Here is a 23,871-nt window from a genome sequence, read left to right as displayed (position 1 = left end):
CGATGGAGACACTCAGGGTCCGGGACGACGGCGACGTGCTGCGTGTGGTGTTCGACCGCCCGCACCGGCAGAACGCCATCAACGACGTGCTGCTGGCCGAGCTGCACGCGGTGCTCGACCGCGCCGAGCGGTCACCGGACTGCCGGATCGTGACGCTCTCCGGCGACGGGGGCGTGTTCTGTACGGGCATGGACTTCGCCGACGCGACGAGCACCGGCGCCGCCACCGACGATCTCGCCGAGCGCGGCGGGCGGCAGTTCCTCGGTCTCCTGAAACGGCTCACGACCGTTCCCCGCGTGGTGGTGTCCATCGTGGACGGACGCGTCGCCGGCGGCGGGGTGGGGGTCGCGGCCGCGAGCGACTTCGTGTACGCGAGCGGGCGCAGCACATTCGGTCTCCCGGAGGCGCTGTGGGGCCTGCTGCCGTGCTGCGTCCTGCCGTTCCTCGTGCGGCGGGTCGGTTTCCAGCCGGCGAGCGCGATGACGATGTCGACGCTGCCGGTGCCGGCCGAGCGGGCGCACCAGCTCCATCTCGTCGACGAGCTGGCCGACGACGCCGAGCCGGCCCTGCGCCGGTTGCGGATGCGGCTGCGGCGCATCGACCCGGACACCATCGCCGACATGAAGGCGTACCTGCGCGGCATGTGGGCGCTGTCCGACGACATGGAACGGGCCGCGGTGACGGAGTTCTCCCGGCTGATGTCCACCGGGCTGGTGCGCGACCGGATCGCCGGCTTCGCCAGCAACCAGGTGCTGCCGTGGGAGAGCCGGTCATGACGGTCGCGTGGGTGTTCCCGGGACAGGGCGCCCAGCACGTCGGAATGGGCGCCGACCTGTTCGACCGGTTCCCGGCCGAGTGCGCCGAGGCGTCCGCGATCCTCGGCTACGACATCCGCGAGGTGTGCCTGACCGACTCTCCACCGGGGCTGCGTGACACGTCGGTGGTGCAACCGGCGCTGTTCGTCGTGAGCGCGTTGTCGATGCTGGCTCGCCGGGCCGCCGGCCCCGGACCCGATGTCGTCGCGGGGCACAGTCTCGGCGAGTACGTCGCGCTGTTCGCCGCCGGGTGCTTCGACTTCGGTACGGGCGTGCGCCTGGTCCAGCGGCGCGGTGAGCTGATGGGTGCGGCGAGCGGTGGCGGGATGCTCGCCGTCGTCGGCGCCGACGTCGACCGGATCGCCGACCTGCTCGCCGCCGACGGCCTGACCGGCATCGACGTGGCCAACCGGAACTCGGCCGACCAGGTGGTGCTGTCCGGTCCGGAGGCGTCGCTCGCCGCGGCGGGTAAGGCGATCCGGGCTGCGAAGGCGGGCCGGTGCGTGCCGTTGCGCGTCAGCGCCGCGTTCCACTCCCGCTACATGTCCGACGCGGCCGACCGGTTCGCCGCGTTCCTCGACACGGTGCGGTTCGAGCCGCCGCGGATCCCGGTCATCGCGAACGTCACCGCCGCGCCGTATCCGGCCGACGGGATCCGCGAGCTGCTCGTGCGCCAGATCCGGTGTCCGGTGCGGTGGTGGGAGTCGATGAGCCGGCTCGTCCACAGTGGAGTGTCGGAGGTCGTGGAGGTGGGGCCGGGAAAGGTCCTCACCGGACTGTGGGAGGCGATCCGGACGGCACCCGCGCCGGCGCCGGTCGCGGCTCCTCCGCGCTCCGTCTCCCCTGAGGTTCTGGGGTCGGCGGAGTTCCGTCGCGACTACGGCGTGCGGTACGCGTATGTGGCCGGCTCGATGTACAAGGGGATCGCCTCGGTCGATCTGGTCGCCCGGATGGGCCGGGCCGGCCTGCTGGGCTTCTTCGGCGCCGGCGGGCTCAGCCTCGACGAGGTGACGGCCGCGCTCGTGCGGCTGCGGGCCGAGCCCGGGCTCGCCGGCCGGTTCGGCATGAACCTGATCGCCACCGCCGACGACCCGGCGGCCGAACGGGAGACCGTCGCCCGCTACCTCGACCACGACGTGCGCTACGTCGAGGCGGCGGCGTACACGTCCGTGACGCCCGGCGTCGTGCGGTTCCGGTTCAGCGGCGCCGGGCACGACCGGGCCGGTACACCGCGGGCGGTGCGGCACGTGCTCGCCAAGGTGTCCCGCCCGGAGGTGGCGGCCGCGTTCATGGATCCGCCGCCGGCGGCTGTCCTGGACCGCCTCGTCGCCGAGGGGTCGCTCACGCCCGACGAGGCCCGCGCCGCGTCGCGGCTGCCGGTCGCCGGCGATGTGTGCGTGGAGGCGGACTCCGGCGGGCACACCGACGCCGGCAACCCGTACACGCTGATGCCGGCGATCACCCGGCTGCGCGACGAGCGGATGGCCACGCACCGGTACCCGACGCGGATCCGGGTCGGTGCCGCCGGCGGGCTCGGCTCGCCCGAGTCGGTGGCGGCGGCGTTCGTGCTCGGTGCCGACTTCGTGGTCACCGGATCGGTGAACCAGTGCACGGTGGAGGCCGGCACGTCGGACGCGGTCAAGGACCTGCTCGCCGGCATCGACGTGCAGGACACCGCCTACGCGCCGGCCGGCGACATGTTCGAGCTCGGCGCCCGCGTGCAGGTGGTGCGCAAGGGGACCCTGTTCGCGGCCCGCGCCAACAAGCTGTACCAGCTCTACCGGCAGCTCGACGGGCTCGACGACATCGACGCCGCCACCCGGCGCACCATCGAGGAACGGTACTTCCGCCGCTCGTTCGACGAGGTGTGGACCGAGACGGAACGGTATCTGCGCAAGCACCGTCCACATGAGATGGACCTCGTCGCCCGCAGCCCCAAGGCGAAGATGGCCCGCGTCTTCCGCTGGTACTTCACGCACTCCAACCGGGTCGCGCTGGCGGGCACGCCGGACGCGGCCGTCAACTACCAGGTCCACTGTGGACCGGCGCTCGGCGCGTTCAACCGGGTGGTGGCGGGCACGGCGCTGGCGGACTGGCGATCCCGCCACCCGGACGACATCGCCGAGCTGCTGATGACCGGCGCCGCCGCCTATCTCGACGGGGTGGCCCGCCAGCTCTCCACGGTCGGCCGAACGGAAGGGTGACAGCGATGTCCGGACTCAGCGGACCGGTCCTGCGGATCCTGGCCGGCGTCCTGCCGGACGCGGAGCTGGGCACCGAGAGCCCGTTGCGCGACGGCGGGCTCGGCTCGCTCGCGGCGACGCGGCTGTGGTTCGAGCTCCGGTCGGAGTTCGGCGTCGACATTCCGGTGCAGTGGCTGGGCGGCGGCGCGACCGTCGCGGACCTGATCGCCCGGGTGACGGCGGAGGCCGACGGGGCGGCTCTGACGCCGGTGCCGGTGCCGGTGTCCACAGTGGACCTCGGGCCGCTGACCGACCTCCAGCAGGCGTACCTGGTCGCGAAGCAGGGCGGCGACGACCCGGTCGGCTGCCACGTGTACCGCGAGTTCGAGGTCGACGACCTGGACGTGGACCGGCTGGACGCCGCGTGGCGCAGCGTCGTGCGGCGGCACCCGATGCTGCGCGCGGTGGTGTCTCCTGACGGACAGCGGGTCGCCGACGACGGGGAACCGGCACCGATCGCGGTCGGCCACGACCCGGCCGAGGTGCGGGAACGGTTGTCGCACCGGCGGTACGAGCCGGGGACGGAACCGATGTACACCGTCGAGGTGTCGCTCCGGCCGGGCCGGCCGGCGGTCGTCCACCTGAGCATCGACGTGCTGATCGTCGACGGGCACGGGCTCGCGCTGCTGCTCCGGGACTGGTGGCTGTTCTACACCGACCCGGCGTACGACCCGCCGGCGCCCGTGACGGAGCCCGGCGCGTGCCTGGCCGCGATCGCGGCCGAACGGAACGGTCCGACCTACCGGACGCACCTGGAGCATTGGGCGGAGCGGTTGGCGGAGCTCCCCGACGGCCCTTCGCCGGCGCTGGCGGTTACCCCTGCGGCGTCGGAGCATGTCCGCCGGCGCAGCGCGCTGACCGCGACCGTGAGCGCGCCGCAGTGGCAACGGATCGAGCGGTTCGCCGCCGCCTGCGACGCCTCACCCACGGCGGTCGTGCTGACGCTGTTCGCCGAGGCGTTCGCGTGGCAGCGCGACCCGCGCCCGGCGTCGATCGTGCTGACCACCAGCCACCGCGGCCGGCTGCCGCGCGCTGCCGACGAGGTGGTCGGGCCGTTCACGTCGAGCGTCGTGCTGCCGCTGGACGACACGCTCGACCGGCCGCTCGCCGAGGCGGTCACCCACAACCACGGTCTCCTGTGGAGCGCGCTCGACCACGCGGTGGTGTCGGGCGTGACGGCGTTGCGCCGCCGCCGGGGCCGCCCGGCCCGGCTGCCGGTCGTGTTCACCAGCCTGCTCGGCACCGGACCGTCCTCCGGTTCCGGGTTCGCGTCACAGGTGACCTACGCGGTGAGCCAGACGACCGGCGTGTCGCTCGACCACCAGATGTGGGAGCGCGACGGCGAACTGCACGTCCGCTGGGACGTGGTCGACGACGCGTTCGAGCCCGGCGTCGTGCGGGAGTTGTTCGCGGTGTTCGTCAACGCCCTCAACGAGGTGACGACCGACGAGCCGGCGTACCGCGCGATGAACGAGTTGCAGCAGGCGTACCACGTTCCGCGGGCGGTGAACGGTCCGGCGCCGTGGGACGGGTGCCAGGTGTACCACGCGTTCGACGTCACCGGTCTCGACCGGGACCGGTTGGAGTCGGCGTGGTTGCGGCTCGTCGCCGCGTACGACGTGCTGCGCACGGTGGTGACGCACGACGGCCGGCTGCTGGTGAGCCCGCACGTGCCCGACCGGCGCGAGATCCCGGTGACCGACGCCCTTCCGGCCGGCGCCCGTGAGCGCCTCGTGAGCCGGGCGTTCCCGCTCGGCCGGGGGCCGCAGAACGACCTGCGGGTGACCGGCGAAACGGTGCACGTCACCCTCGACCTGAACATCATCGACGGGCGCAGCATCCACTTCCTGTACCGGGAGCTGTTCCGGGTGTACGCGGACCCGTCGGCCACGCCCACGCCGTCCACGTCGGACAGTGAGCATCGGGCGGCCCGCGCGCGGGGCGACGCCACCGCGACGGCGCACTGGCGCGAGCGGATCGCCGCGCTGCCGTCCGGCCCGCGTCTCGCGCAATCGACCGACCGCGCCCGCACCCGCCGGGAGGGCCGGGTGACGGACTGGGCCGCCGTCCGGGCGGCTGCCGAGCGGTTCGGCGTCCGCACCGACGACCTGCTCGCCGCCGCGCTCACGGAGGTGCTCGCGCGCGAGGTGCCGACGCCGTTCGCGGTGCCGGTGGTGCGGTGGACCGACGCCACGGCGGCGCTGCGGCCCGGCGAGTACACGGCGCTGAGCTGGATCGTCCGCGAGGACGCGGGCCTGCCGCTGTGGGCGCAGGCGGCGGCGTTCCGCGCCGTGCTCGACGCCGACGTCCCGGCCGACGCGGTGAGCGGGCTCACCGAGCTGCGCAAGCGCGTCGCCCGCGAGCGCCGCGGCGGCCAGTTCGACCTGCCGGTCGTCTACACCGGCGTGCTCGACCTGCACGCGCAACCGTTGCCGGCCGGCGTGCGGATCGGCCCGTGGCGCACCTGCACCCCCGACGTGTCGCTGGACTGCGTCGCCATCGAGGAGGGCGACGAACTGCGCTACTCCTGGGACACCGTCGACACGCACTTCGCCGACGGCGTGCTGGAGCGGGCGTTCGCCGGCTACGCCGAGATCCTGGCCGGACTGCCGGCAGACGCCCGCCGCCGGGTGCGCATTGTCGACGAATGGAACGACACCGCACGCGCGTTCGACGGGTCCGCGCCGGTGCACGTCGACTTCGAGGCGCAGGCCCGGATCCGGCCCGACGCCGTGGCGCTGCGCTGGACCCGTGCGGTGGCGCCGGACGGCTCCCGCGAGGTTGCCACGATGACGTACGCGGCGCTGAACCGGTGGGCCAACCGGATCGCCCGGGACCTGACCACCCGGGGCGTCGGGCCGGAGGTCGGTGTCGGCGTCTCGGTGCCGCGCGGACCGGCGATGGTGGCCGCGGTGTTCGGCATCCTCAAGGCCGGCGGCTTCTACGTTCCGCTCGAACCGGGGCTGCCCGGCGAGCGCGCCGCGACGATCCTGGCCGACTCCGGCGTCGCGCTCGTGCTCACCACCGCCGACCGGGTCGGCTGGACCCCCGCCGTGTCCACAATGGACCTCGACCCGGCCGACGCGGACCGGCCGGACATCGGCGATCCGGCGCCGCGGACCACCGGCGACAGCACGGCATACGTCATCTTCACGTCCGGCAGCACCGGGAAGCCGAAGGGCGTCGCGGTGGCGCACCGGCCGCTGCGCAACCTGTTCGCGTGGTGCGCGCGGACGCACGGGTTCGGCCCGCACGACGTCGGGCTGTGCGTCACCTCGCTCGGTTTCGACCTGTCGGTGTTCGACATCCTCGGCCTGCTCGGCCTCGGCGCCTCGCTGTACGTCGCCGACGCCGCCGAGCAGCGCGACCCCGAGCGCCTGCTGGACCTCCTGGTGCACGAGCCGGTGACGTTCTGGAACTCCGCACCGACGACGCTCAACCAGCTCGCCCCGCTGCTGCCGGCCGTCACCGGCCCGGGAGCGCTGCGGCTCGTCTACCTCAGCGGTGACTACACGCCGCTGCCGCTGCCCGACGAGGTGCGCGCGGTGTTCACCGGCGCCCGGATCGTCAGCCTCGGCGGCGCCACCGAGGCGACCGTCTGGTCGAACTGGTTCGACGTCGACGTCGTCGACCCGGCGTGGCGGAGCATTCCGTACGGCCGCCCGATCGACAACGCGCGGTACCACGTCCTCGACGAGCACCTGCAGCCGTGCCCGCCCGGTGTCGAGGGTGACCTGTACATCGGCGGCGACTGCCTGGCGATCGGCTACCACCGCCAGCCGGAGTTGACGGCGCAGCGGTTCATTGCGGACCCGTTCGACCGGCGCCCGGGCGCGCGGCTCTACCGCACCGGTGACCGGGCGCTGTACTTCGACGACGGCGTGCTGTCGTTCCAGGGCCGCGCCGACGGGCAGGTGAAGATCCGCGGGTTCCGGGTGGAGCTCGGCGAGATCGAGCACCGGCTCCGCGCGCATCCCGCCGTGCGTGACGTCGTGGCGCTGGCCCGCCCCGACCACTCCGGCGACCGGAAGCTCGTCGCATACGTCGTTCCCGACGGTGCGCCGCCACCGGTCGGAGAGCTGCGCCGGCACGCGGCGGCGGCGCTGCCGGACTACATGGTGCCCAACGTCGTCGCGTTCGTGGACACGTTCCCGGCGACCGCGAACGGCAAGCTCGACCGCGACGCGCTGCCGTGGCCGGTCGAGCCGGGGAGCAGCCACACGCTCGGGTCGGTGTCGGCTCCGTCCACACCGGACGGTGTCGACCTGACGGCCGAGATCGCGGTCATCTTCGCCGAGCTGCTCGGAGTGTCCACCGTGGACGTCCACGACGACGTATGGGACCTCGGCGCGACCTCGTTCACGATGGTCCAGGTGTCGGCCGCACTGCAGAAGCGGCACGGGCAGCGGGTGCCGGTCTCGGTACTGCTGGCCGACCCGACGGTCGCCGGGATCGCGGCCGCGATCGGCGGCGGGGAACCCGTCGTCGACGAGGCGGCGACGCCGGAACCGGTCCCGGACGTCCCACCGTCCGATGTGGACTTCTTCGATCCGGGCAGCCGGGAAGCGTTCAAGAGCGCCCGTCCCGACCTGCGGATCGCGGCCCCCGGCACGCCCGTCCTCCCGCTGGACGGGTCCGACGTGCCCGCCGTGTACCGGGACTGGCGCGCCAGCCGGCGCCGGTTCGGCGACCGTCCGCTGACGTACGCCGAGCTGTCGGCGCTGCTCGGCCTGCTCCACGAGACGCCGGACCGGCGGCGGCTCTATCCCTCCGCCGGCGACACCTACGCCGTGCGGGTGTACCTGCACGTCAAGCCGGGCGCCGTCGAGGGCCTGCCGGCGGGCCTGTACTACCACCATCCGGTCGACCACTGCCTGCACCTCGTCGACGCGACGGCCGCCGTCGACCGCACCGTCCACTTCGTCTACAACCGGCCGGTGTTCGACGCGGCCGGCGTCGGCATCTTCCTGTTCGGCTGCCTCGACGCGATCGAGCCGCTGTACGGCGCCGACAGCGAACGGTTCATGCTGCTGGAGGCCGGCTACCTCGGGCAGGTCCTGATGCTCGGTCAGGCGGCCACCGGCGTCGCGCTCTGTCCTATCGGGACGGTCGCGCTCGACCCGGTGCGGGCCGCGTTCGGCCTCGACGACCGGCACCGGTACCTGCACGCCTTCCTCGCCGGCCCGCTCGTTCCGGACGACACGCCGGCCCCGATCGACGCGGTGCCGCCGTTCGCGCGTCCCGCCGTCACCGAGCGTGTGATCCCGAGCGGTGAGGTCGCTGTCGTCGGTGCCGCCGGCCGTTTTCCGGACGCGCCCGACCTGGACGCGTTCTGGCACAACCTCAGCCGGGGCGCCAGCGCGCTGCGCCCGGTGCCGGCCGACCGGACCGGCTGGCCGTCCGGCGCGCCGCGTCCCGTCGGCGGCTACCTCGACGCGATCGACGCGTTCGACCCGTTGCTGTTCCGTATCGCGCCCGTCGACGCCGCCGACCTCGACCCGCAACTGCGGCTGTTGCTGCACACCGTCTGGGAATGCCTGGAGAACGCGGGCCACAGCCCGTCGTCGGTGAACGCGGCCGGCCGGGTCGGCGTGTTCCTCGCCGCGATGTGGAACGACCACCAGCACACCGGCACCGACGGATGGCGCGCCGGCGCACCGGCGACCGTGTCGGCCACCGCCTCCGACGCGGCGAACCGGATCTCGCACGCGTTCGACTTCCGCGGTCCGAGCGTGGCGGTCGACACGTCGTGCTCGTCGTCGCTCACCGCGCTGCACCTGGCGGTGGAGAGCCTGCGCCGGGGCGAGTGCGACGCCGCGGTGGTGGCGGCGGCGAACCTGGTGAGCCACCCGTACCACGTCGCCCTCCTCGACGACCTCGGGCTGCTGGCCCGCGAGCGTCCGGACGGCGCGTTCGACGCGACCGCGGTGGGTTGGTCGCCCGGCGAGGGGATCGTCGCGCTGCTGCTGCGTCCGCGGGCCGCGGCGGACCGGTCGGGTGAGACCGTCCATGCCCTCGTCGAGGCGAGCCGGATCGGTCACGTCGGCGGTTCCGGCCGGTTCGGGACGCCGGACGCGGCGGCGCTGACCGCGTCGATGACGGCGTTGCTCGCCGGTGCCGGCCTGACCGCCGACGGGATCGGGTACGTCGAGTGCGCCGCCGCCGGCGCGGTGCTCGCCGACGCGGCCGAGGTCGAGGCGCTCACGGGCGTCTTCGCCGGACGCGCGGCGCCGGTGCCGCTCGGCACGGTCAAGCCGAACATCGGTCACCTCGAGGCGGCTTCCGGGCTGTCGCAGGTGGCGAAGGTGCTGCTGCAGTTCCGGCACCGCCAGCTGGCGCCCACGATCGTGTCGGCCCAGCCGAGCCCGGTGACCGACGCGCGCGGCACCGCGGTCGCGGTGGCCGACACGCTCACGCACTGGACGCCGCCGGCCGGAGAGCCGTTGCGGGCACTGGTGAACGCGGTCGGCGCGACCGGATCGTACGGCCACGTCGTGCTCCGGTCGCCGGAACCGGTGCCGGCGGACGACCGCCCCGCCGGTCCACAGGTCGTCCCGCTCCCGGCGGCGGGCCAGGCTCAGGTCGTTCCGCTCTCGGCCGCGAGCCCGGCGCAGCTCGCGGAGCTCGCCGGACGCCTGCGGCGGCACCTCGCCGAGCGGCGTCGCCACCGCCGGCTGCCGGCCCTCGTCGACGTGGCGCACACGTTGCGGACGGGCCGGGTCGCGCTCGCCCACCGGGCCGTCATGGTCTGCACCGGGTTCGACGACCTGGACGCCGCGCTCGACGGGGTGGCGTCGGGCCGCCCGCATCCGTCCACTGTGGAGGGTGACGCGGCGCGCTGGCTCGCCGGTGAGACCGTCGACTGGAGCGCACACCCGACCGGCCGCCGCATTCCCCTGCCGACGTACCCGTTCGACACCGGCACGTACGGCCCGCCGCCCGCGCCCGTTGTCGATACGGGTGACCGGGTGGACTATTTGCGCGGCGTCTACGCGGAACTGTCGGGCATCCCGGTCGAGCGGCTCGACCCGACGGTGCCGCTGGACGCGTACGGGCTCACGTCGCTGCTCATCACCCGGCTCAACGAGCGGTTGATCCGCGACCTCGGACCGGTCCCGCAGACGTTGTTCTTCGAACACCGCGACCTGGCGGGTGTCGCCTCGGCGCTGCCGTCGTCCCGACCGGAGCCGGCTCGCGTCGCGGTCGTCGAGCCCGAGCCCGAACCCGTGATGGATGGAGACGCGATCGCCGTCATCGGGATCGCCGGCCGGTACCCGCAGGCGCCCGATCTCGACACGTTCTGGCGCAACCTGGTGGCCGGCCGCGACGTGATCGGGCCGCTGCCCGAGGACCGGCACCGCCCGGAGTGGGCCGGCGAGGGAATGATCGGCGGGTTCCTCGACGGCGTCTACGACTTCGATCCGTTGTTCTTCGGCATCACCCCGCGCGACGCCGCGCTGATGGACCCGCAGGAGCGGCTGTTCCTGCAGACCGCGTGGCACGCGCTGGAGGACGCCGCGCACACCCGGCGGCGGCTGCGCGACGACTACGCCGGCCGGGTGGGCGTGTTCGTCGGCTCGATGTACAACGAGTACCCGTTCTTCGGGCTGGACGGCGGCCCCACCACGGGCTCGGCGGTGGCCGGCATCGCCAACCGGGTGTCGTACCTCCTCGACGTCAACGGGCCGAGCCTCACGGTCGACACGATGTGCTCGTCGTCGATCACCGCGATCCATCTCGCCGTGGCGAGCCTGCGGCGCGGGGAGTGCGCGGCGGCGATCGCCGGCGGCGTCAACCTGTCGTTGCACCCCAACAAGTTCCGGCAACTGCGGCAGCTGCGCATGGCGTCCACTGACCACCGGTGCCGCAGCTTCGGCGCCGGCGGTGACGGGTTCGTGCCGGGGGAGGGCGTCGGTGCGGTCGTCCTCAAGCCGCTCGCCGCCGCGATCGCCGCCGGCGACCGGATCCAGGCCGTCATCCGCGGGACGGCGGTCAACCACGACGGCCGCACGAACGGCTACACGGTGCCGAACCCGGTGGCGCAGGGCGACCTCGTCGCCGCGGCGCTGCGCGACGCCGGCCTGCCCGCCGCCACGATCGGATACCTGGAGGCGCACGGAACCGGCACCGCCCTCGGCGATCCCGTCGAGATCAACGGGTTGGCGCGGGCGTTCGAGTCGGCTGGCGGCGCGCCGGCGCGTTGCGCCATCGGCTCGGTGAAGTCGTCGATCGGTCACCTGGAGGCGGCCGCCGGGATCGCCGGGCTCACCAAGGTGGTGCTGCAGTTCCGGCACCGGATGCTCGCGCCGTCGATCCACGCCGACGACCTGAACCCGGCGATTGACTGGGACGCCGTGCCGTTCCGGGTGCAGCGCACCGCCGCACCGTGGCGAGGCGTGCCGCGCCGGGCCGGCATCAGCGCCTTCGGCGCCGGCGGTGCCAACGGCCACATCGTCGTCGAGTCGCATGTGGACGATCCCGCCCCCGGGTCCGACGGTGGCCCCGTCCTCCTCGTGCTGTCCGCCCGCACCCCCGCCCAGTTGCGGGAACTGGGCGGCAGCGTCGCCGACGCCCTGGACACCGCCACCGCGCCGGCGGCGGACATCGCCTACACACTCCAGGTCGGTCGCGAGGCGATGCGGGAACGGCTGGCCGTGGTCGGTGACGCGGACACGGTGCGCGCCGCGCTCCGCCGGGCGGCCGACGGCGACGAGTCCGCCGTCCTGCGCGGCGACGGCACGGGCGCCGCACCGGCACCGGCCGGAGCTGGGCTCGACGACCTCGCGCTGCACTGGGTCCGCGGCGGCACGGTCGACTGGGACGCGCTGTACCCGGTCCGGCCGCGGTTCGTGGCGCTGCCCGGCTACCCGTTCGCCCGCACACGATGCGTGCCACCCACGTCATCCCCCCGAACCCCGGCCGCGCCATTGTCCACAGTGGAGGTCCCGCTCTTCACCTCCGTGTGGGAGCCGGTCACCGACGCGGCCGCCGCGCCGACCGCTGGCGGCACGGTCGTCTGCCTGCACCCGCCGGCGCTGGCCGGCCTGGCCCGGGCCGTCGCCGCCGCGTTGCGACCGGCGACGGTGGTCACCCTCGACACCGGCGATCCGGTCGCCGCGCTGCCCGCCGGCCCGGTGAGCGGATGGCTGAACCTCCACGCCCTGGCCGACGGGCCGGCCGAGCACGACGCCGGACCGTGGACCGCGCACCTGGCCGCGCTGCAGGACCTGCTCCGGCGCCGCCCGTCGGTGCTGCGGGTGCTGCACGTGACCAGCGGCCTGCTCGACCTCCCCGGCACGCTTTCCGGCACGATGGCACCGACGACGCGCGGCGCCCGCCTGGCCGGGTTCGTGCGGTCGCTGGGTGCCGAGCACCCGCGCGTGTGCGCCACCGTGGTCGACGTCGAGCCGGGACCCGATCTCGCCGACCGCATCGCGACCGAGTGGCGCACCGCCGATCCGCAGGGCGAGATCTGCGTGCGGGCCGGTGTCCGGTACCGGCGCCGCCTCGTGCCCGTGCCGGCGTCGGACAACGTCGACTTCCGGCCCGATCCGGACCGGGTCTACGTGGTGACCGGTGGCACGCGCGGGATCGGCGCGCTCGTCGCGCGTCACCTCGTCGACCGTGGCGCGCGCCGGATCGCGGTGCTCGGCCGGCAGACGACGGCCCGCGTCGACGACCTTGCCGCGCTCGGCGCCCGGGTGATGGTCCACAATGGACCGCTCACCGACCGCGCCGCCGTCGGCGGATTCCTGGCCGACGTCCGGAGCCGTCTCGGCGCCCTCGCCGCGGTGGTGCACTGCGCCGGGCGCGGGAGCCTCGGCCCGGCGCCGCTGGCGCACAAGAGCCTCGCCGACGTCGCGACCGTGTTCGAGCCCAAGGGCGACGGCCTCGACGTCCTGCTCGACCTCTCCGCGACCGACGACCTCGACGCCGTCGTCCTGTTCTCGTCGGTGTCGGCGGCCGTGCCGGCGCTCGCGGCCGGGGTCGCCGACTACGCCGCGGCCAACGCCTACCTCGACTACGCCGCCGCCCACCACACCGCGGCCGGCCGCCCGGTGCGCGCCGTCGACTGGCCGGTGTGGCGGGACACCGGTGGCGGCACGGCCCGGCCGGACGCCGCGGCGCCGGCCGGCCTGGACCCGATCGGTGACCGGGAGGGTCTGGCCGTGCTCGACCGGGTGCTCGCCGGCGTCGGGTCGGCGACGGTGCTTCCCGCTCCCGGCCGGCTCGACCCGGTGACGGCCCTCACCGTGAACCGACCGTCCACCGTGGACGGACCGGTCGCCCCGTGGCTGCTGGACCTGTTCTCGGACCTGCTCGGCATCCCCGTTCCGGACCTGGACGTCGACGCCACGTTCGGCGATCTGGGCGTGGAATCGGTGCTGCTGGCCGAGTTGGTGTCGCGGATCGAGCGGCGCATCGCGCGTCCCCTCGAACCGGCGACGGTGCTGGAGCACCCGACACTGCGTCGGCTGAACGCTTTTCTGGGAGACACGGGCCTGGAGATCCGCGCGGAACCCGCGCGGACGACCGTGGTGGAACCCGATCGCGACGACCGGCGGATCGCCGTGATCGGTGTGGCCGCGCGGATGCCGGGCGCGCCGGACGTGGACGCGTTCTGGCGACTGCTGCGCGAGGGCCGCTCCGGGATCGGCGAGGTACCGGCCGGTCGCTGGGACGTCGACGCGGTATACAGCCCGGAACCCGCGCCGGACCGGTCGATCAGCCGGTGGGGCGGGTTCGTCGACGGCGTCGAGGACTTCGATCCCGACTGGTTCGGGATGACCGACGGGCAGGCGCGCGACCTCGATCCCGCCATCCGTCTCGTGCTGGAGGGCGCGGCGACCTGCCTGGCGGACTCCGGATACGACGACATCGACGTGCGCGGGCGCGACGTCGGCGTGTTCGTCGGTGCCCGGATGTCGGGCTACCGCCGGCGGATCGGCGCGGCGGGCGGCCTCGGCCTGGGCGGCGACCAGAACTTCATCGCCGCGATGCTCGCGCACCACTTCGACCTGCGCGGGCCGAATCTCGTGGTGGACAGCGCCTGCTCGTCGGCGCTCGTCGCGGTGCGGCTCGCCTGTGCGAGCCTGCTGTCCGGCGAGTCGGAGTTCGCGTTCGCCGGTGGTGTCGAGGTTCTGCTCGACGCCGAGCCGTACCTGGAGTTCAGCGCCGCCCGGGCGCTGTCGCCGCGCGGCCGGTGCGCGACGTTCGCCCGCGACGCCGACGGCTTCGTTCCCGGCGAGGGATGCGGCGTGCTGCTGCTCAAGCGACTCGACGCCGCCCGGCGCGACGGCGACCGGATCCGCGCCGTCATCGAGGCGGTCGCCGTCGGCAACGACGGCGCCACGATGGGCCTCACGACACCGAACCCGCGTGCGCAGGCGAAGGTCGTCCGGGACGCGCTGCGGCTCGCTGGCCGCGCCGCCACCGACGTCGGAATGCTGGAGGCGCACGGCACCGCGACGATGATCGGTGACCCGATCGAGCTGCGCGCGCTGACCGACGCCTTCCGCGAACAGACCGACCGCACCGGCTTCTGCGCGATCGGCAGCGTGAAGTCCAACGTCGGTCACCTGTTGAGCGCCGCCGGAATCGCCGGTCTGGTGAAGGCGTTGCTGGCGCTGGAGCACGGCGAGATCCCGCCGACGCTGCACTGCGCCGAACCGAACCCGCGGTTCGACTTCGCGGCGTCGCCGTTCGTGCCGAACACCGCGTTGCGGCCGTGGACCGGCCCGCGCGTGGCCGGGGTGAGCGCGTTCGGCCTCGGCGGCACGAACGCCCACCTGATCGCGAGCGCCTACGACGGCGGGCATCCGGTGACGCGGGAACCACGCCCACGTCCCCGCTTCGAGCGCCGCCGCTTGTGGCACGAGGCAGCGGTCCCGGCGGAGCCGGCGCCCGAACCGCTCGTGGCATCCCTGCTGGAGCTGAGATTCGAGGGTGTGAGATGACCGCTGTGATCACCGTTCCCGACGGCGCCGGTCCGGACTGGCTGCGCGCCCACCGCGAGGCGGTCCGGTCGGTGGTGACGCGCACCGGCGCGGTCGTCGTCCGCGGCCTGCCGATCGTCGACGACGGGTCGTTCGCGGCCGCCTGCCACGCCGTCACCGATACGACCGTGCGGGAGCGCGAGCCGTTCGCGCCGCGCGAACCGCGGCCCGGTGCCGGGATCGCGCACTCGTCGGCCGCGTGGCCGCCGGACCAACCGATGTGCATGCACCACGAGGGCTCGTACGGCCGTGAGGTGCCCGGCCTGATGCTGTTCGGCTGCCTCGTCGCGCCGGCGAGCGGTGGCGCGATCGCGCTCGCCGACGGCGCCGCCGTGCTGCGCGACCTGCCGCCCACCCTGGTCGACCGGTTCGCCCGCGAGGGCTGGCGGCTGATCCGCAACCACAACGGTTTCATCGGCGTCGGGTGGCAGGACGCCTACGGCGTCACGGAGCTGGACGCTCTGGCCGACCACTGCCGGGCCGAGGACATCGAGCTGACCCTGACCCCCGACGGAACCGTGCGGACGAGCCGCCGCCGCCCGGCCGTGGTGGCGCACCCGGAGACCGGGGAACCGGTCTGGTTCAACCAGATCGCGTTCCTCAACGAGTGGACGATGGAGCCGGCGGTGCGCGAGTACCTCGTCGCCGAGTTCGGCCCGGAGGGCCTCCCGTACACGACCACGTACGGCAATGGCGACCCGCTCGACGAGGCGACGGTGGCGTTGATCAACGACGTCTACGCGGCGCACACCGTGCGGGAGCCACTGCGGGCGGGCGACCTGTCCATCGTGGACAACCTCCGCACTGCCCACAGCCGCGACCCCTACACGGGCGACCGCGAGGTCGTGGTGGCGTTCGCCGAGCCGCTGGTCCCGGTCCCCGCCGTCCCCACCGCCGCCTGAGAACGCAGGCTCAGTCGAAGCTCAACGTGCGGTGCAGCGACACCTCGGCGCGCAGCGCGGAGCAGCGGTGGACGGTCTCGGCGACCTGTTCGACGTAACGCCGGTGACGGGTGTCCAGCAGCACACCGAGCATCGTGCCGCTGTGTGCCGCGGCCACGCCCAGCCCGCCGACCGCACCGCAGATCCCGGTGACGGCCGCCAGGAGGCGTTTCGGGCGCAGGATCTGGTTCATCTCCGCACTGCGGGTGGCCACCGCGCCGACGGTCGCCACGTCGCGGGCGGCGACGGCGGCCGTGAGCCGGTCGAGCAGGCGCGCGTACTCGCGGCGGTCGGCGGCCGAGAACGGCTTCTCGATCCGGTTGAACTCGACGGTGTCGATCGTGCCGCCCTCGTCGACGCCGACGATCGTCAGCGTGGGCAGCGATCCCAGCCACGACCGGAGCCGCACCGCGCGGTGGTCGAACGCGACGATCGCCGGGTACAGCACGCCGTCCGTCGGCTCGATCTCGCGGAGGAAGCCCTCGATGACGTCCGGGGCCAGGTCCAGCCGCAGCGCGTTGCCGACGGCGCGGGCCGTCGCCACCAGGTCGGCCGACGAGCTGGCCATGCCCTTCCCCTCGGGCAGGCTGGAGTCGATGGTGACCACGCCGCCGCCCGGCGCGCCGGCCGCCGTCAGCAGCATCCGCGCGAGGCGGCGGGCCTTGTGCTTGTGTGCCGGGCGCACGTCGACGTCGGTCGCCCACGGGTCGGCGCGGAACTGCGCCGTCGTCCAGCGGGCGACCGGAAGCGTCACGAGGAAGTCCGCGTCGGGTTCCGGCAGCACGCCCTGCAGCAGCTCGCCGAACGTGCCGAACGCGGTGCTGACGCCGGCCGCACCGTGGTAGCGCGGCGCGGCGAGCAGCACGTCGGAACCGCCACGGATGAGCATCAGCGGACGGCCGCGGTGACGGTTTCGAGGACGGCGACGGCGACAGCGGCGGCCTCCGCGGCCCGCGTCCGGACGAAGTAGTGGCCGCCCTCCGCCACCTCGTGCAGCCGCACCGTGTCGGCCAGCAGCCGCCACCGCCCGTACCGCTCGGCGTACCCCGACGTCGACGGATCGTCGGCGGCGACCACCACGTCGACCGGCGTCGCCAGGCGTGCCGGGACGGCGTTCCGCAGATAGGCGTTCGTGGTGCACACGTCGTGGCGGTACGCCGCGCCCACGACGTCGGCGCGTTCCGACCGCAGCAGGTCCAGCTCGATGTAGGCGCTGTCGCGGTGCAACTGCGCGGTGATCTCGGCGTTGCTCATCGCCGACACGGCGGCGTTCTCGGCGTCCAGCACCGCGGGCTCGTCGAGCAGCATCGCGCCGAGCACCAGCCCGGCCGGCGCGGCGCCGCGGTCCTCCATCCGGCGCGCGACCGCCAGCGCGAAAGCGGCGCCGGCGCAGTGACCCCACAGCAGCACGGGCCCGGACACGCCGGCCAGTTCGCGGTCGACGCGCTCGGCGATCGCGGCGACGTCGGCGAGGTCGCCGTCGGTGCCGGCGATGTCGTGGCCCGGAAGCTCCACGCCGGAAACGGCGATGCGGGACGGCTCCAGCGCCCGCGCCAGTTGCTGGAAGTTCACCGCGTTCCCGCCCGCGTACGGGAAGCAGACGAGGGTCGCCACCGGGTCGAGGTCCGGTGTGGACAGTGGCTGCAGCAGGGACGACGCCGACCCGTCCGGTGCGTCCGCCGACTCCACCAGCCCGGCGAGATCGCGCAGCACCGGTGTGCTGACCAGCTGCCGCAGCGACACCCGCCGGTCCAGCTTGACCACCAGGCGCACGGCGGCGAGCGACGTGCCGCCCAGCCGGAAGAAGCTGTCGTCGCGCCCGATCCGGCCGACCGGCACGTTGAGCACCTCGGCCCACGCGGTCGCGAGGCGTCGTTCGGCACCGGTGGCCGGTGGCACGAACGCCGCCGCGCCCTGTCCGAGCGTCTCCGCGAGCGCCATCAGGCGTCGCTTGTCGACCTTGCCGTTCTCGGTGAGCGGAAGCTCGTCGAGGCGGTGGAAGTACGACGGGACCATGTACTCGGGCACCGCGGCGGCCACGAAGTCACGCATGTCGGCCGGCTGCGGCGTGTCCGGTCCGGTGCAGAACGCCACGAGGTTGCGGCTCTGCTCGTCGGATCCCGTGATGACCACGGCGACCTGCCCGACCCCCGGCATCCGCAGCAACCGGCTCTCGATCTCGCCGAGCTCGATGCGGTACCCGCGCACCTTCACCTGTTCGTCGCGGCGGCCGAGGAACTCGATGGTGCCCTCGGGCAGCCACCGGCCGAAGTCGCCGGTGCGGTAGAGCCGGGTGCCGGGCCGGAACGGGTCCTCGACGAACGCGGCGGCGGTGCGCTCCGGGTCGTTGATGTAGCCGCGCCCCACGCACACGCCGGAGAACACGATCTCGCCGGGCGCGCCGGTCGGCACGAGGCGCAGGTGCTCGTCGAGGATGTAGGTGTCGACGTTGCGCAAGGTGCGTCCGACCGAGACGAAACCGCGCTCCGGCGCGCGGTCGAGAATGGCGTGCATGGTGTCGTCGCTGACCTCGGTGGCGCCGTAGGCGTTGACGAGCGGGATGTCCGGGTAGGTAGCGAACCAGCGCCGCACCAGCTCGAACCGCAACGCCTCGCCGGTCACCGAGACGCTGCGCAGGTCGCCGAGCGCGCGCGGGTCACGCTCCACTGTGGACAGCAGGACGTCGAGGTAGGCGGGCACGATCTGGATCACCTGGACGCCGCCGGCGGCCAGCAGGTCGAGGAACTTCCCGACGTCGAGCTGCGTGTCGGTGTCGACGATCCGGGTGGCGCCGCCGACGAGCAGCGGCGCCAGCAACTGCCACAGCGAGATGTCGAAGCACTGCGAGGCGGTCTGCGTCACGACGTCGCCCGGGCCGAGCCGCATGTCCTCCACCTTCATGTAGAGGTGGTTGAGCATGCCGGCGTGCTCGCACATCGCGCCCTTCGGCGCGCCGGTCGAGCCCGAGGTGAAGTAGATGTACGCGAGCTGGTCCGGCCCCACCGGCACCGCCGGATCGCCGACGGAATCCGACGCGTAGGCCTCGGCGACCGTGACGGTCGCGCAGGCGCGCTCCACGGTGGCCCGCAGCGTCGGCGCGCTCCGCGGTTCGGTGACGGCGAAGCGGCACCCGCTCCTCGTCAGCTGCGTGGCGACGCGGTCCGGCGGGAAGTCGGGTCGCACCGGCAGGTACACGCCACCGGCCTTGAGGACGCCGATCGTGGCGGCGAGCCAGTCGAGCGTGCGGTCCATCACGACGGCGACCGGGTCCTCGGCCCGGATTCCGCGGCGCAGCAACGCGTGCGCGATCTGGTTGGCGCGGGCGTTCAGCGTCCGGTAGGTCCACCGCTGTCCATTGTGGATGGCGGCGACCGCGTCGGGATGCTCGACGGTCAGCTCCTCGAAGATCTCGGTGAACCGCCGGTCCGGCAGGTCGCGGACGGGTCCGCCCATGTGCAGCAACGCGTGCCGCTCGTCCGCGCCGATGAGGGACCCGGCGTCGCGGGGCGAGCCGGTGCCGGTCAGCGCGTCGAGGGCGGCGTGGAGGTAGCCCGCGACCCGGGCCGCCCAGGAGTCGTCGACGGCGTCCCGCCGGTAGCGCAGGCACAACGCGAGACCGTCGCCGGCCGGTGTGAGAGAGACGTGCAGCACGGTGGCCGGATCCGGTTCGGCGCACGGCGATCCGAGGTCCAGCACGGTCTCCGGCGGGGGACCGCCGGCGGTCGCGGTCGGCCGCGAGGCCGCGACGACGAGCGTCGGCCAGCCGCCGGCGTTCACGGTGAGCGCGCGCGTCCGGACCGTGCCGTCGAGGTCGCGGACCCCGGTGACGACGCGCGGTGTCGACGCGAGCGCGGCCACCACCGCGGCGTGGGCGGCGAGCAACGGGCCGCGGAGGTCCGGCCCGTACACGTCGACGATGCGGTCGACGACCGGTGCGGCGACAGTGCTGTCGAGGCGTGCGAAGCCGGTGCCGCCCGCGCCGTGCGCGGTCCACCGGGGAACCGGCGTGGCGGAATCTGTCATGGCTCACTCCCAAGCGGAATCGGTCGGATGTCGATGTGCAGCGCCGCCGCGGCGGCGGTCGCCCGCTGTGCCGAGGTCGCCGGGTCGGGTCCGGACGCGATGGCGTACCCGATCCGGTCGGTGAAGGACTGGCTGAGCGTCACCGTGTCGGCCGGTCGCACCGTCACGACGGCGGCCGCGACGCCGGGCATGGCGCGGGCGGCAGCGGTGCCGTGCGTCGCGATCACCGTCCCCGACCGGCCGGCGCGGACGAAGCGGATCGACGCGGCACCACGGGCGCGCGGCACCGTCGTCGTCACGTGACCCGTCGCCCGCGCGACGACGGCGTCGACGAGGTCGACGCCCGTCGCCAGCCGCACCAACGCGGGGATCATCCCGCCGGCGAGTCGCGGGTTGACTTCCATGAGGACGGGACCGCGCGCGGTCCACCTCAGTTCGGTATGCGCGGCGCCCCACCCGACGCCGAGCGTGGCCACCGCGCGCATCGCAACCGTTGCCAGTTCGGCCGACCGGTGCCGCTCGACCGGTGCGGGAACGTCGTGCCCCGTCTCCACGAAATACGGCTCCGGCCCGAGTCGCTTACCCACCACGGCGATCGGGGTGGCGCCGAGCGTCTCCACCGAGAATTCCCGCCCGGTCACGTACTCCTCGACCAGCACCAGTCGCGGCCCGGCGATGCCGCGTTCGTTGGAGGTGCGGCCCAGCAACGCTTCCGCGTGCGAGGAGACCTCCGCGGCCGTGCGGCACAGCCGCACCCCCACCGATCCGGAACCGGTCGTGGGCTTGACGACCACCGGATACCCGAGGTCGGTGGCGACGGCGACGGCCTCGTCGACCTCCGTCGCGGCGCGGAACGCCGGCACCGGCAGGCCGGCCGCCGCGAGCGTGCGTCGTTGCCGGTCCTTGTGACGACACCGCAGCAACGCGGCCGGATCGGCGCCGCCGAGGCCGAGCGTCGCGGCCGCGGTTGCGGCCGCGACCAGAAAATACTCAGAGCTTGAGATGACGCCCACCAGGGCGGCGCCCATACCACGGCACGCGGTCAACACGGCGGTGTCATCGGACGTGTCGACGTCGAGAACGTCCACGTGGTCCTCGGCGACGTACGGGTAACGGCCGGGATCGCGGGTCAGCAGCAGCGGGCGGATGCCCCGGGCCCGTGCCGCGGCACAGAACTCGCGGCCGGATCCGGTGGTGTTGCTCTCCACGAGAGCCAGCACGGGTGCGGTCACCGGGAACCGTCCTGTGTGGAGGGTCCGGTCGCGGCGCGGACCTCGGCGGCGAGCTCGGCGTCGGCCCGCCGCAGCCGGTCCCGGGTCGCGCGGCACCACGCGTCGTGACGCCCGTACTCGGCGCGCGCCTCGCGGAACGCGTCACCGAACGCGCCCGGCCCGCCGCCGGCGCGCTGGGCGGCGACGAGGTCGGCGAGCGGCGGGTCCGGACGCGGCGGGCCGCCGTCCGGTTCCGGACCGGTCAGCCGGGTCCGGCCGACCGCCACGGCCCGGCGCACGGCCGCGCCGACGAGGCTGTGCGCCGTACGGAACGGAACACCGGCGAGCACGAGGCGGTTGGCGCGCGCGGTGGCGGTCACGAATCCTTCCTGCGCGCCGCGCAGCATCCGGTCGGGGACCGGCCGGGCGCCGCTGACGAGGCTCTGCGCCAGTTGCACGGCGTCGAGGACGGCCCGCAGGCCGGGCCACACCGAACCCACCGCCTCCGTGCCGACCTCGATCGCGTTGCTGAACGGCGTCGACCGGGTGGCGCTCGCCGCCGCGGTCCAGGCGCCGGTGGCGACGGCTGCCCGGCCCTTGACGTGTTCGAGCAGGAACGCGTTGCGCTTCTGCGGCATCGCCGAACTGCCGCTGACGAGCCGGTCCGGGAACGTCACGTAGCCGAACTCGACGGTGCTCCACAGCTGCAGGTCGGTCGCGAGGCGGCTGAGCGTCAGCCCGGCGACGACGGAGGCCGCGAGGGCGCGCAACGGCGTGTCCCGGCTGGCGATCGCGTCGAGCGCGTGCGCGGGCGGCGCGGCGAACCCGAGCAACGCGGCGGTGCGGGCGGGATCGATCGGCAGGTCGGTGCCGGCCACCGCGCCCGCGCCGAGCGGGCAGCGCCGCAGTTCGTCGGCCGCCACCGTGACCGCCGTGAGGTCGCGCCCGACGGCGAGCGCGACACCCGTCAGGTAGTAGCCGTAGGTCATCGGCAGCGCCGCCTGGAAGTGGGTGTGCACCGGCATCACCACGTCGCGGTGCGCGCGGGCGCGCGACAGCAGCACGGCCATCAGCCGCACCAGTTCGCCGGCGAGCCCGACGAGTTCGGCCCGCAATCGCAGCGCGGTCGTGGTCGCCTTCAGGTCGTTGCGCGAGCGTCCGGTGTGCAGCCGGCCGCCGACGTCGGCGCCGAGCGTCTCGATGAGGTACTGCTCGTAGGCCAGGTACAGCCCGCGCGGCGCGGGGCGTCCGGTCACCGGCCGGAAGTCGGCGGCGCGCAGCCGCGTGATCCCGTCGAGGAGCAGGGTCGCCTCGGCCGGCTCGACGAGCTTGCGGTCCAGGAGCATTAGGACGTGCGCGAGGTCCACTGTGGACGTCCAGCGCAGCTCGTCGGCGATCTCGGCCGGTGCCGGCTCGCCGTAGACGATCCGCTGCGTCCGGCGGCTGACGGTCGCGACGAGCCGGCCGGTATCCGGTGCGGTGCCCGGAGCGCTCATCGGGCCGGTTCCAGTTCCGGACCGCGGGTCGGTGGCGCCGAACCGACCACCTCGGCGTAGGTGCGGCGGTTCCAGTCCAGCCGGGTCCACCGGTCGCCGTCCGCCGGTGGTGCGGCCACGACCGCCGGCCCGTCCGCCGACACCGTCCCGGTGTGTCCATTGTGGACGAGCCAGTCGTCGTCGTACACCGTCGCCTGGTAGCGGTACCCCTCGTCGGGGAGCAGCACGACGCACCGCGCCTGCGGGTTGCGGTCGGCCCACCACCGCGCCGCGAGGTAGGCCGCGCCGCTCGTCGGTCCCTGGAAGAGGGCGTGGGAGCGGTGCAGCCGGCGGGTCGCCGCGTACGCCTCGGCGGCGGTGCACCAGTGCACCTCGTCGAACACGGTGTGGTCCAGGTTCGCCGGCATCAGGCTGTTGCCGAGGCCGCGCAGTTCCCGGTGCCCGTCCGGCGGTCCGAAGAGGACACTGCGGTGCGCGTCGACGCCGATCGCCCGCACCGACGGGTCGTGCGAGCGCAGTGCCCGCACGGTGCCGCACATCGAGCCGCCCGAGCCGACCGGGCCGACCACGCAGTCGACCGCGCCGACGGTCGCCCGCAGGTGCTCGGCGACGACCGCGTACGCGGCCGGGTTGTCGGGGTTGGCGTACTGCTCCGGACAGAACGTGTCCGGGTCGGCGGCCCGGATCGCGGCGAGGCGGCGCAGCCGTGCCTCCTGGTAGCCGCCGGTCTCCGCCGGCCGCTCGCACACCACCACGCGGGCACCGAGGTCGGTGAGCCGCCGCCGCAGGTTCGCGTCGATCACCGGATCGGTGACGAGCGTGAACCGCCGGCGCAGCAACGCCGCCTGCATCGCGAGCGCGAGCCCGAACGTGCCCGACGTCGTCTCCACGATCGTGGTGGCCGGACCGAGTTCGCCGGACGCCATCGCCCGCCGCAGGATGTACCGCGCCGGAACCAGCTTCATCAACGTGAACGCGGCGCCGTACAGGTTCGGTGTCAGCCGGACGACCCGCGGCAGCAGTTGCGCCTCGGTGATCTCGTCGAACGCGCCTACGGACATGCCGGGTCCCCATTCGCCGTCGTGTGACGACCCACAGTGCGCGGCCGGGAACCCCTGTGTCTGCTCAGTTCTGGGCAACGACCCG

9 protein-coding genes are annotated in these 23,871 nt (G+C 74.1%); 4 read left to right on the top strand and 5 right to left on the bottom strand.

The window, feature by feature from the left end; genetic code table 11:
• Positions 1-2 precede the first annotated feature (2 nt).
• From Vau01_RS11555 to Vau01_RS11540, 4 genes are read left to right on the top strand one after another with little or no spacing between them, the layout of a single operon-like run.
• Positions 3-776: an enoyl-CoA hydratase-related protein gene (locus Vau01_RS11555; protein WP_203990519.1), complete on the top strand. Its 774-nt coding sequence runs from the start codon at positions 3-5 to the stop codon at positions 774-776.
• Positions 773-3,019, top strand: a complete 2,247-nt coding sequence (fabD, locus tag Vau01_RS11550) for an ACP S-malonyltransferase (RefSeq protein WP_203990517.1) — start codon at positions 773-775, stop codon at positions 3,017-3,019. Before Vau01_RS11555 ends, fabD begins: the two co-directional genes overlap by 4 nt.
• A 5-nt stretch (positions 3,020-3,024) precedes the next feature.
• Entirely contained in the window at positions 3,025-15,015 is an 11,991-nt protein-coding gene (locus tag Vau01_RS11545; protein WP_203990510.1) for an amino acid adenylation domain-containing protein, read from the top strand.
• Positions 15,012-15,956: a TauD/TfdA family dioxygenase gene (locus Vau01_RS11540; RefSeq protein WP_203990500.1), complete on the top strand. Its 945-nt coding sequence runs from the start codon at positions 15,012-15,014 to the stop codon at positions 15,954-15,956. The genes Vau01_RS11545 and Vau01_RS11540 overlap by 4 nt, the downstream gene beginning before the upstream one ends.
• Positions 15,957-15,966: 10 nt before the next feature.
• On the opposite strand, the gene Vau01_RS11535 is transcribed toward Vau01_RS11540, so the two are convergent.
• The 5 genes from Vau01_RS11535 to Vau01_RS11515 are packed head-to-tail and all read right to left on the bottom strand — an operon-like array spanning position 15,967 to position 23,786.
• Entirely contained in the window at positions 15,967-16,884 is a 918-nt protein-coding gene (locus tag Vau01_RS11535) for a GHMP family kinase ATP-binding protein (RefSeq protein WP_203990499.1), read from the bottom strand.
• Positions 16,884-20,018, bottom strand: a complete 3,135-nt coding sequence (locus Vau01_RS11530; RefSeq protein WP_203990497.1) for a non-ribosomal peptide synthetase — start codon at positions 20,016-20,018, stop codon at positions 16,884-16,886. Before Vau01_RS11530 ends, Vau01_RS11535 begins: the two co-directional genes overlap by 1 nt.
• Positions 20,015-21,250 (bottom strand): ATP-grasp domain-containing protein, encoded by a 1,236-nt coding sequence (locus Vau01_RS11525; RefSeq protein ID WP_203990495.1) that lies wholly within the window; start codon positions 21,248-21,250, stop codon positions 20,015-20,017. The genes Vau01_RS11530 and Vau01_RS11525 overlap by 4 nt, the downstream gene beginning before the upstream one ends.
• Positions 21,247-22,725: an argininosuccinate lyase gene (locus tag Vau01_RS11520; protein ID WP_203990493.1), complete on the bottom strand. Its 1,479-nt coding sequence runs from the start codon at positions 22,723-22,725 to the stop codon at positions 21,247-21,249. Before Vau01_RS11520 ends, Vau01_RS11525 begins: the two co-directional genes overlap by 4 nt.
• The gene (locus Vau01_RS11515; RefSeq protein ID WP_203990491.1) at positions 22,722-23,786 is read right to left on the bottom strand and encodes a cysteine synthase family protein; all 1,065 of its coding nucleotides are present in this window, start codon (positions 23,784-23,786) and stop codon (positions 22,722-22,724) included. The genes Vau01_RS11520 and Vau01_RS11515 overlap by 4 nt, the downstream gene beginning before the upstream one ends.
• Positions 23,787-23,871 lie beyond the last annotated feature (85 nt).

The sequence above is a fragment of the Virgisporangium aurantiacum genome (assembly GCF_016863635.1).
Taxonomy (GTDB): Bacteria; Actinomycetota; Actinomycetes; order Mycobacteriales; family Micromonosporaceae; genus Virgisporangium; species Virgisporangium aurantiacum.
The sequence above is the reverse complement of the archived record's forward strand: the minus strand, read 5'-3'. Positions and strand labels throughout refer to the sequence as shown.

Bases quoted from the DNA above. Each gene is read 5' to 3' on its own strand.
- Vau01_RS11520 (WP_203990493.1), bottom strand. From the start codon at position 22,725: ATGAGCGCTCCGGGCACCGCACCGGATACCGGCCGGCTCGTCGCGACC.
- Vau01_RS11545 (WP_203990510.1), top strand. From the start codon at position 3,025: ATGTCCGGACTCAGCGGACCGGTCCTGCGGATCCTGGCCGGCGTCCTG.
- Vau01_RS11540 (WP_203990500.1), top strand. From the start codon at position 15,012: ATGACCGCTGTGATCACCGTTCCCGACGGCGCCGGTCCGGACTGGCTG.
- Vau01_RS11555 (WP_203990519.1), top strand. From the start codon at position 3: ATGGAGACACTCAGGGTCCGGGACGACGGCGACGTGCTGCGTGTGGTG.
- Vau01_RS11530 (WP_203990497.1), bottom strand. From the start codon at position 20,018: ATGACAGATTCCGCCACGCCGGTTCCCCGGTGGACCGCGCACGGCGCG.
- Vau01_RS11535 (WP_203990499.1), bottom strand. From the start codon at position 16,884: ATGCTCATCCGTGGCGGTTCCGACGTGCTGCTCGCCGCGCCGCGCTAC.
- fabD (WP_203990517.1), top strand. From the start codon at position 773: ATGACGGTCGCGTGGGTGTTCCCGGGACAGGGCGCCCAGCACGTCGGA.
- Vau01_RS11515 (WP_203990491.1), bottom strand. From the start codon at position 23,786: ATGTCCGTAGGCGCGTTCGACGAGATCACCGAGGCGCAACTGCTGCCG.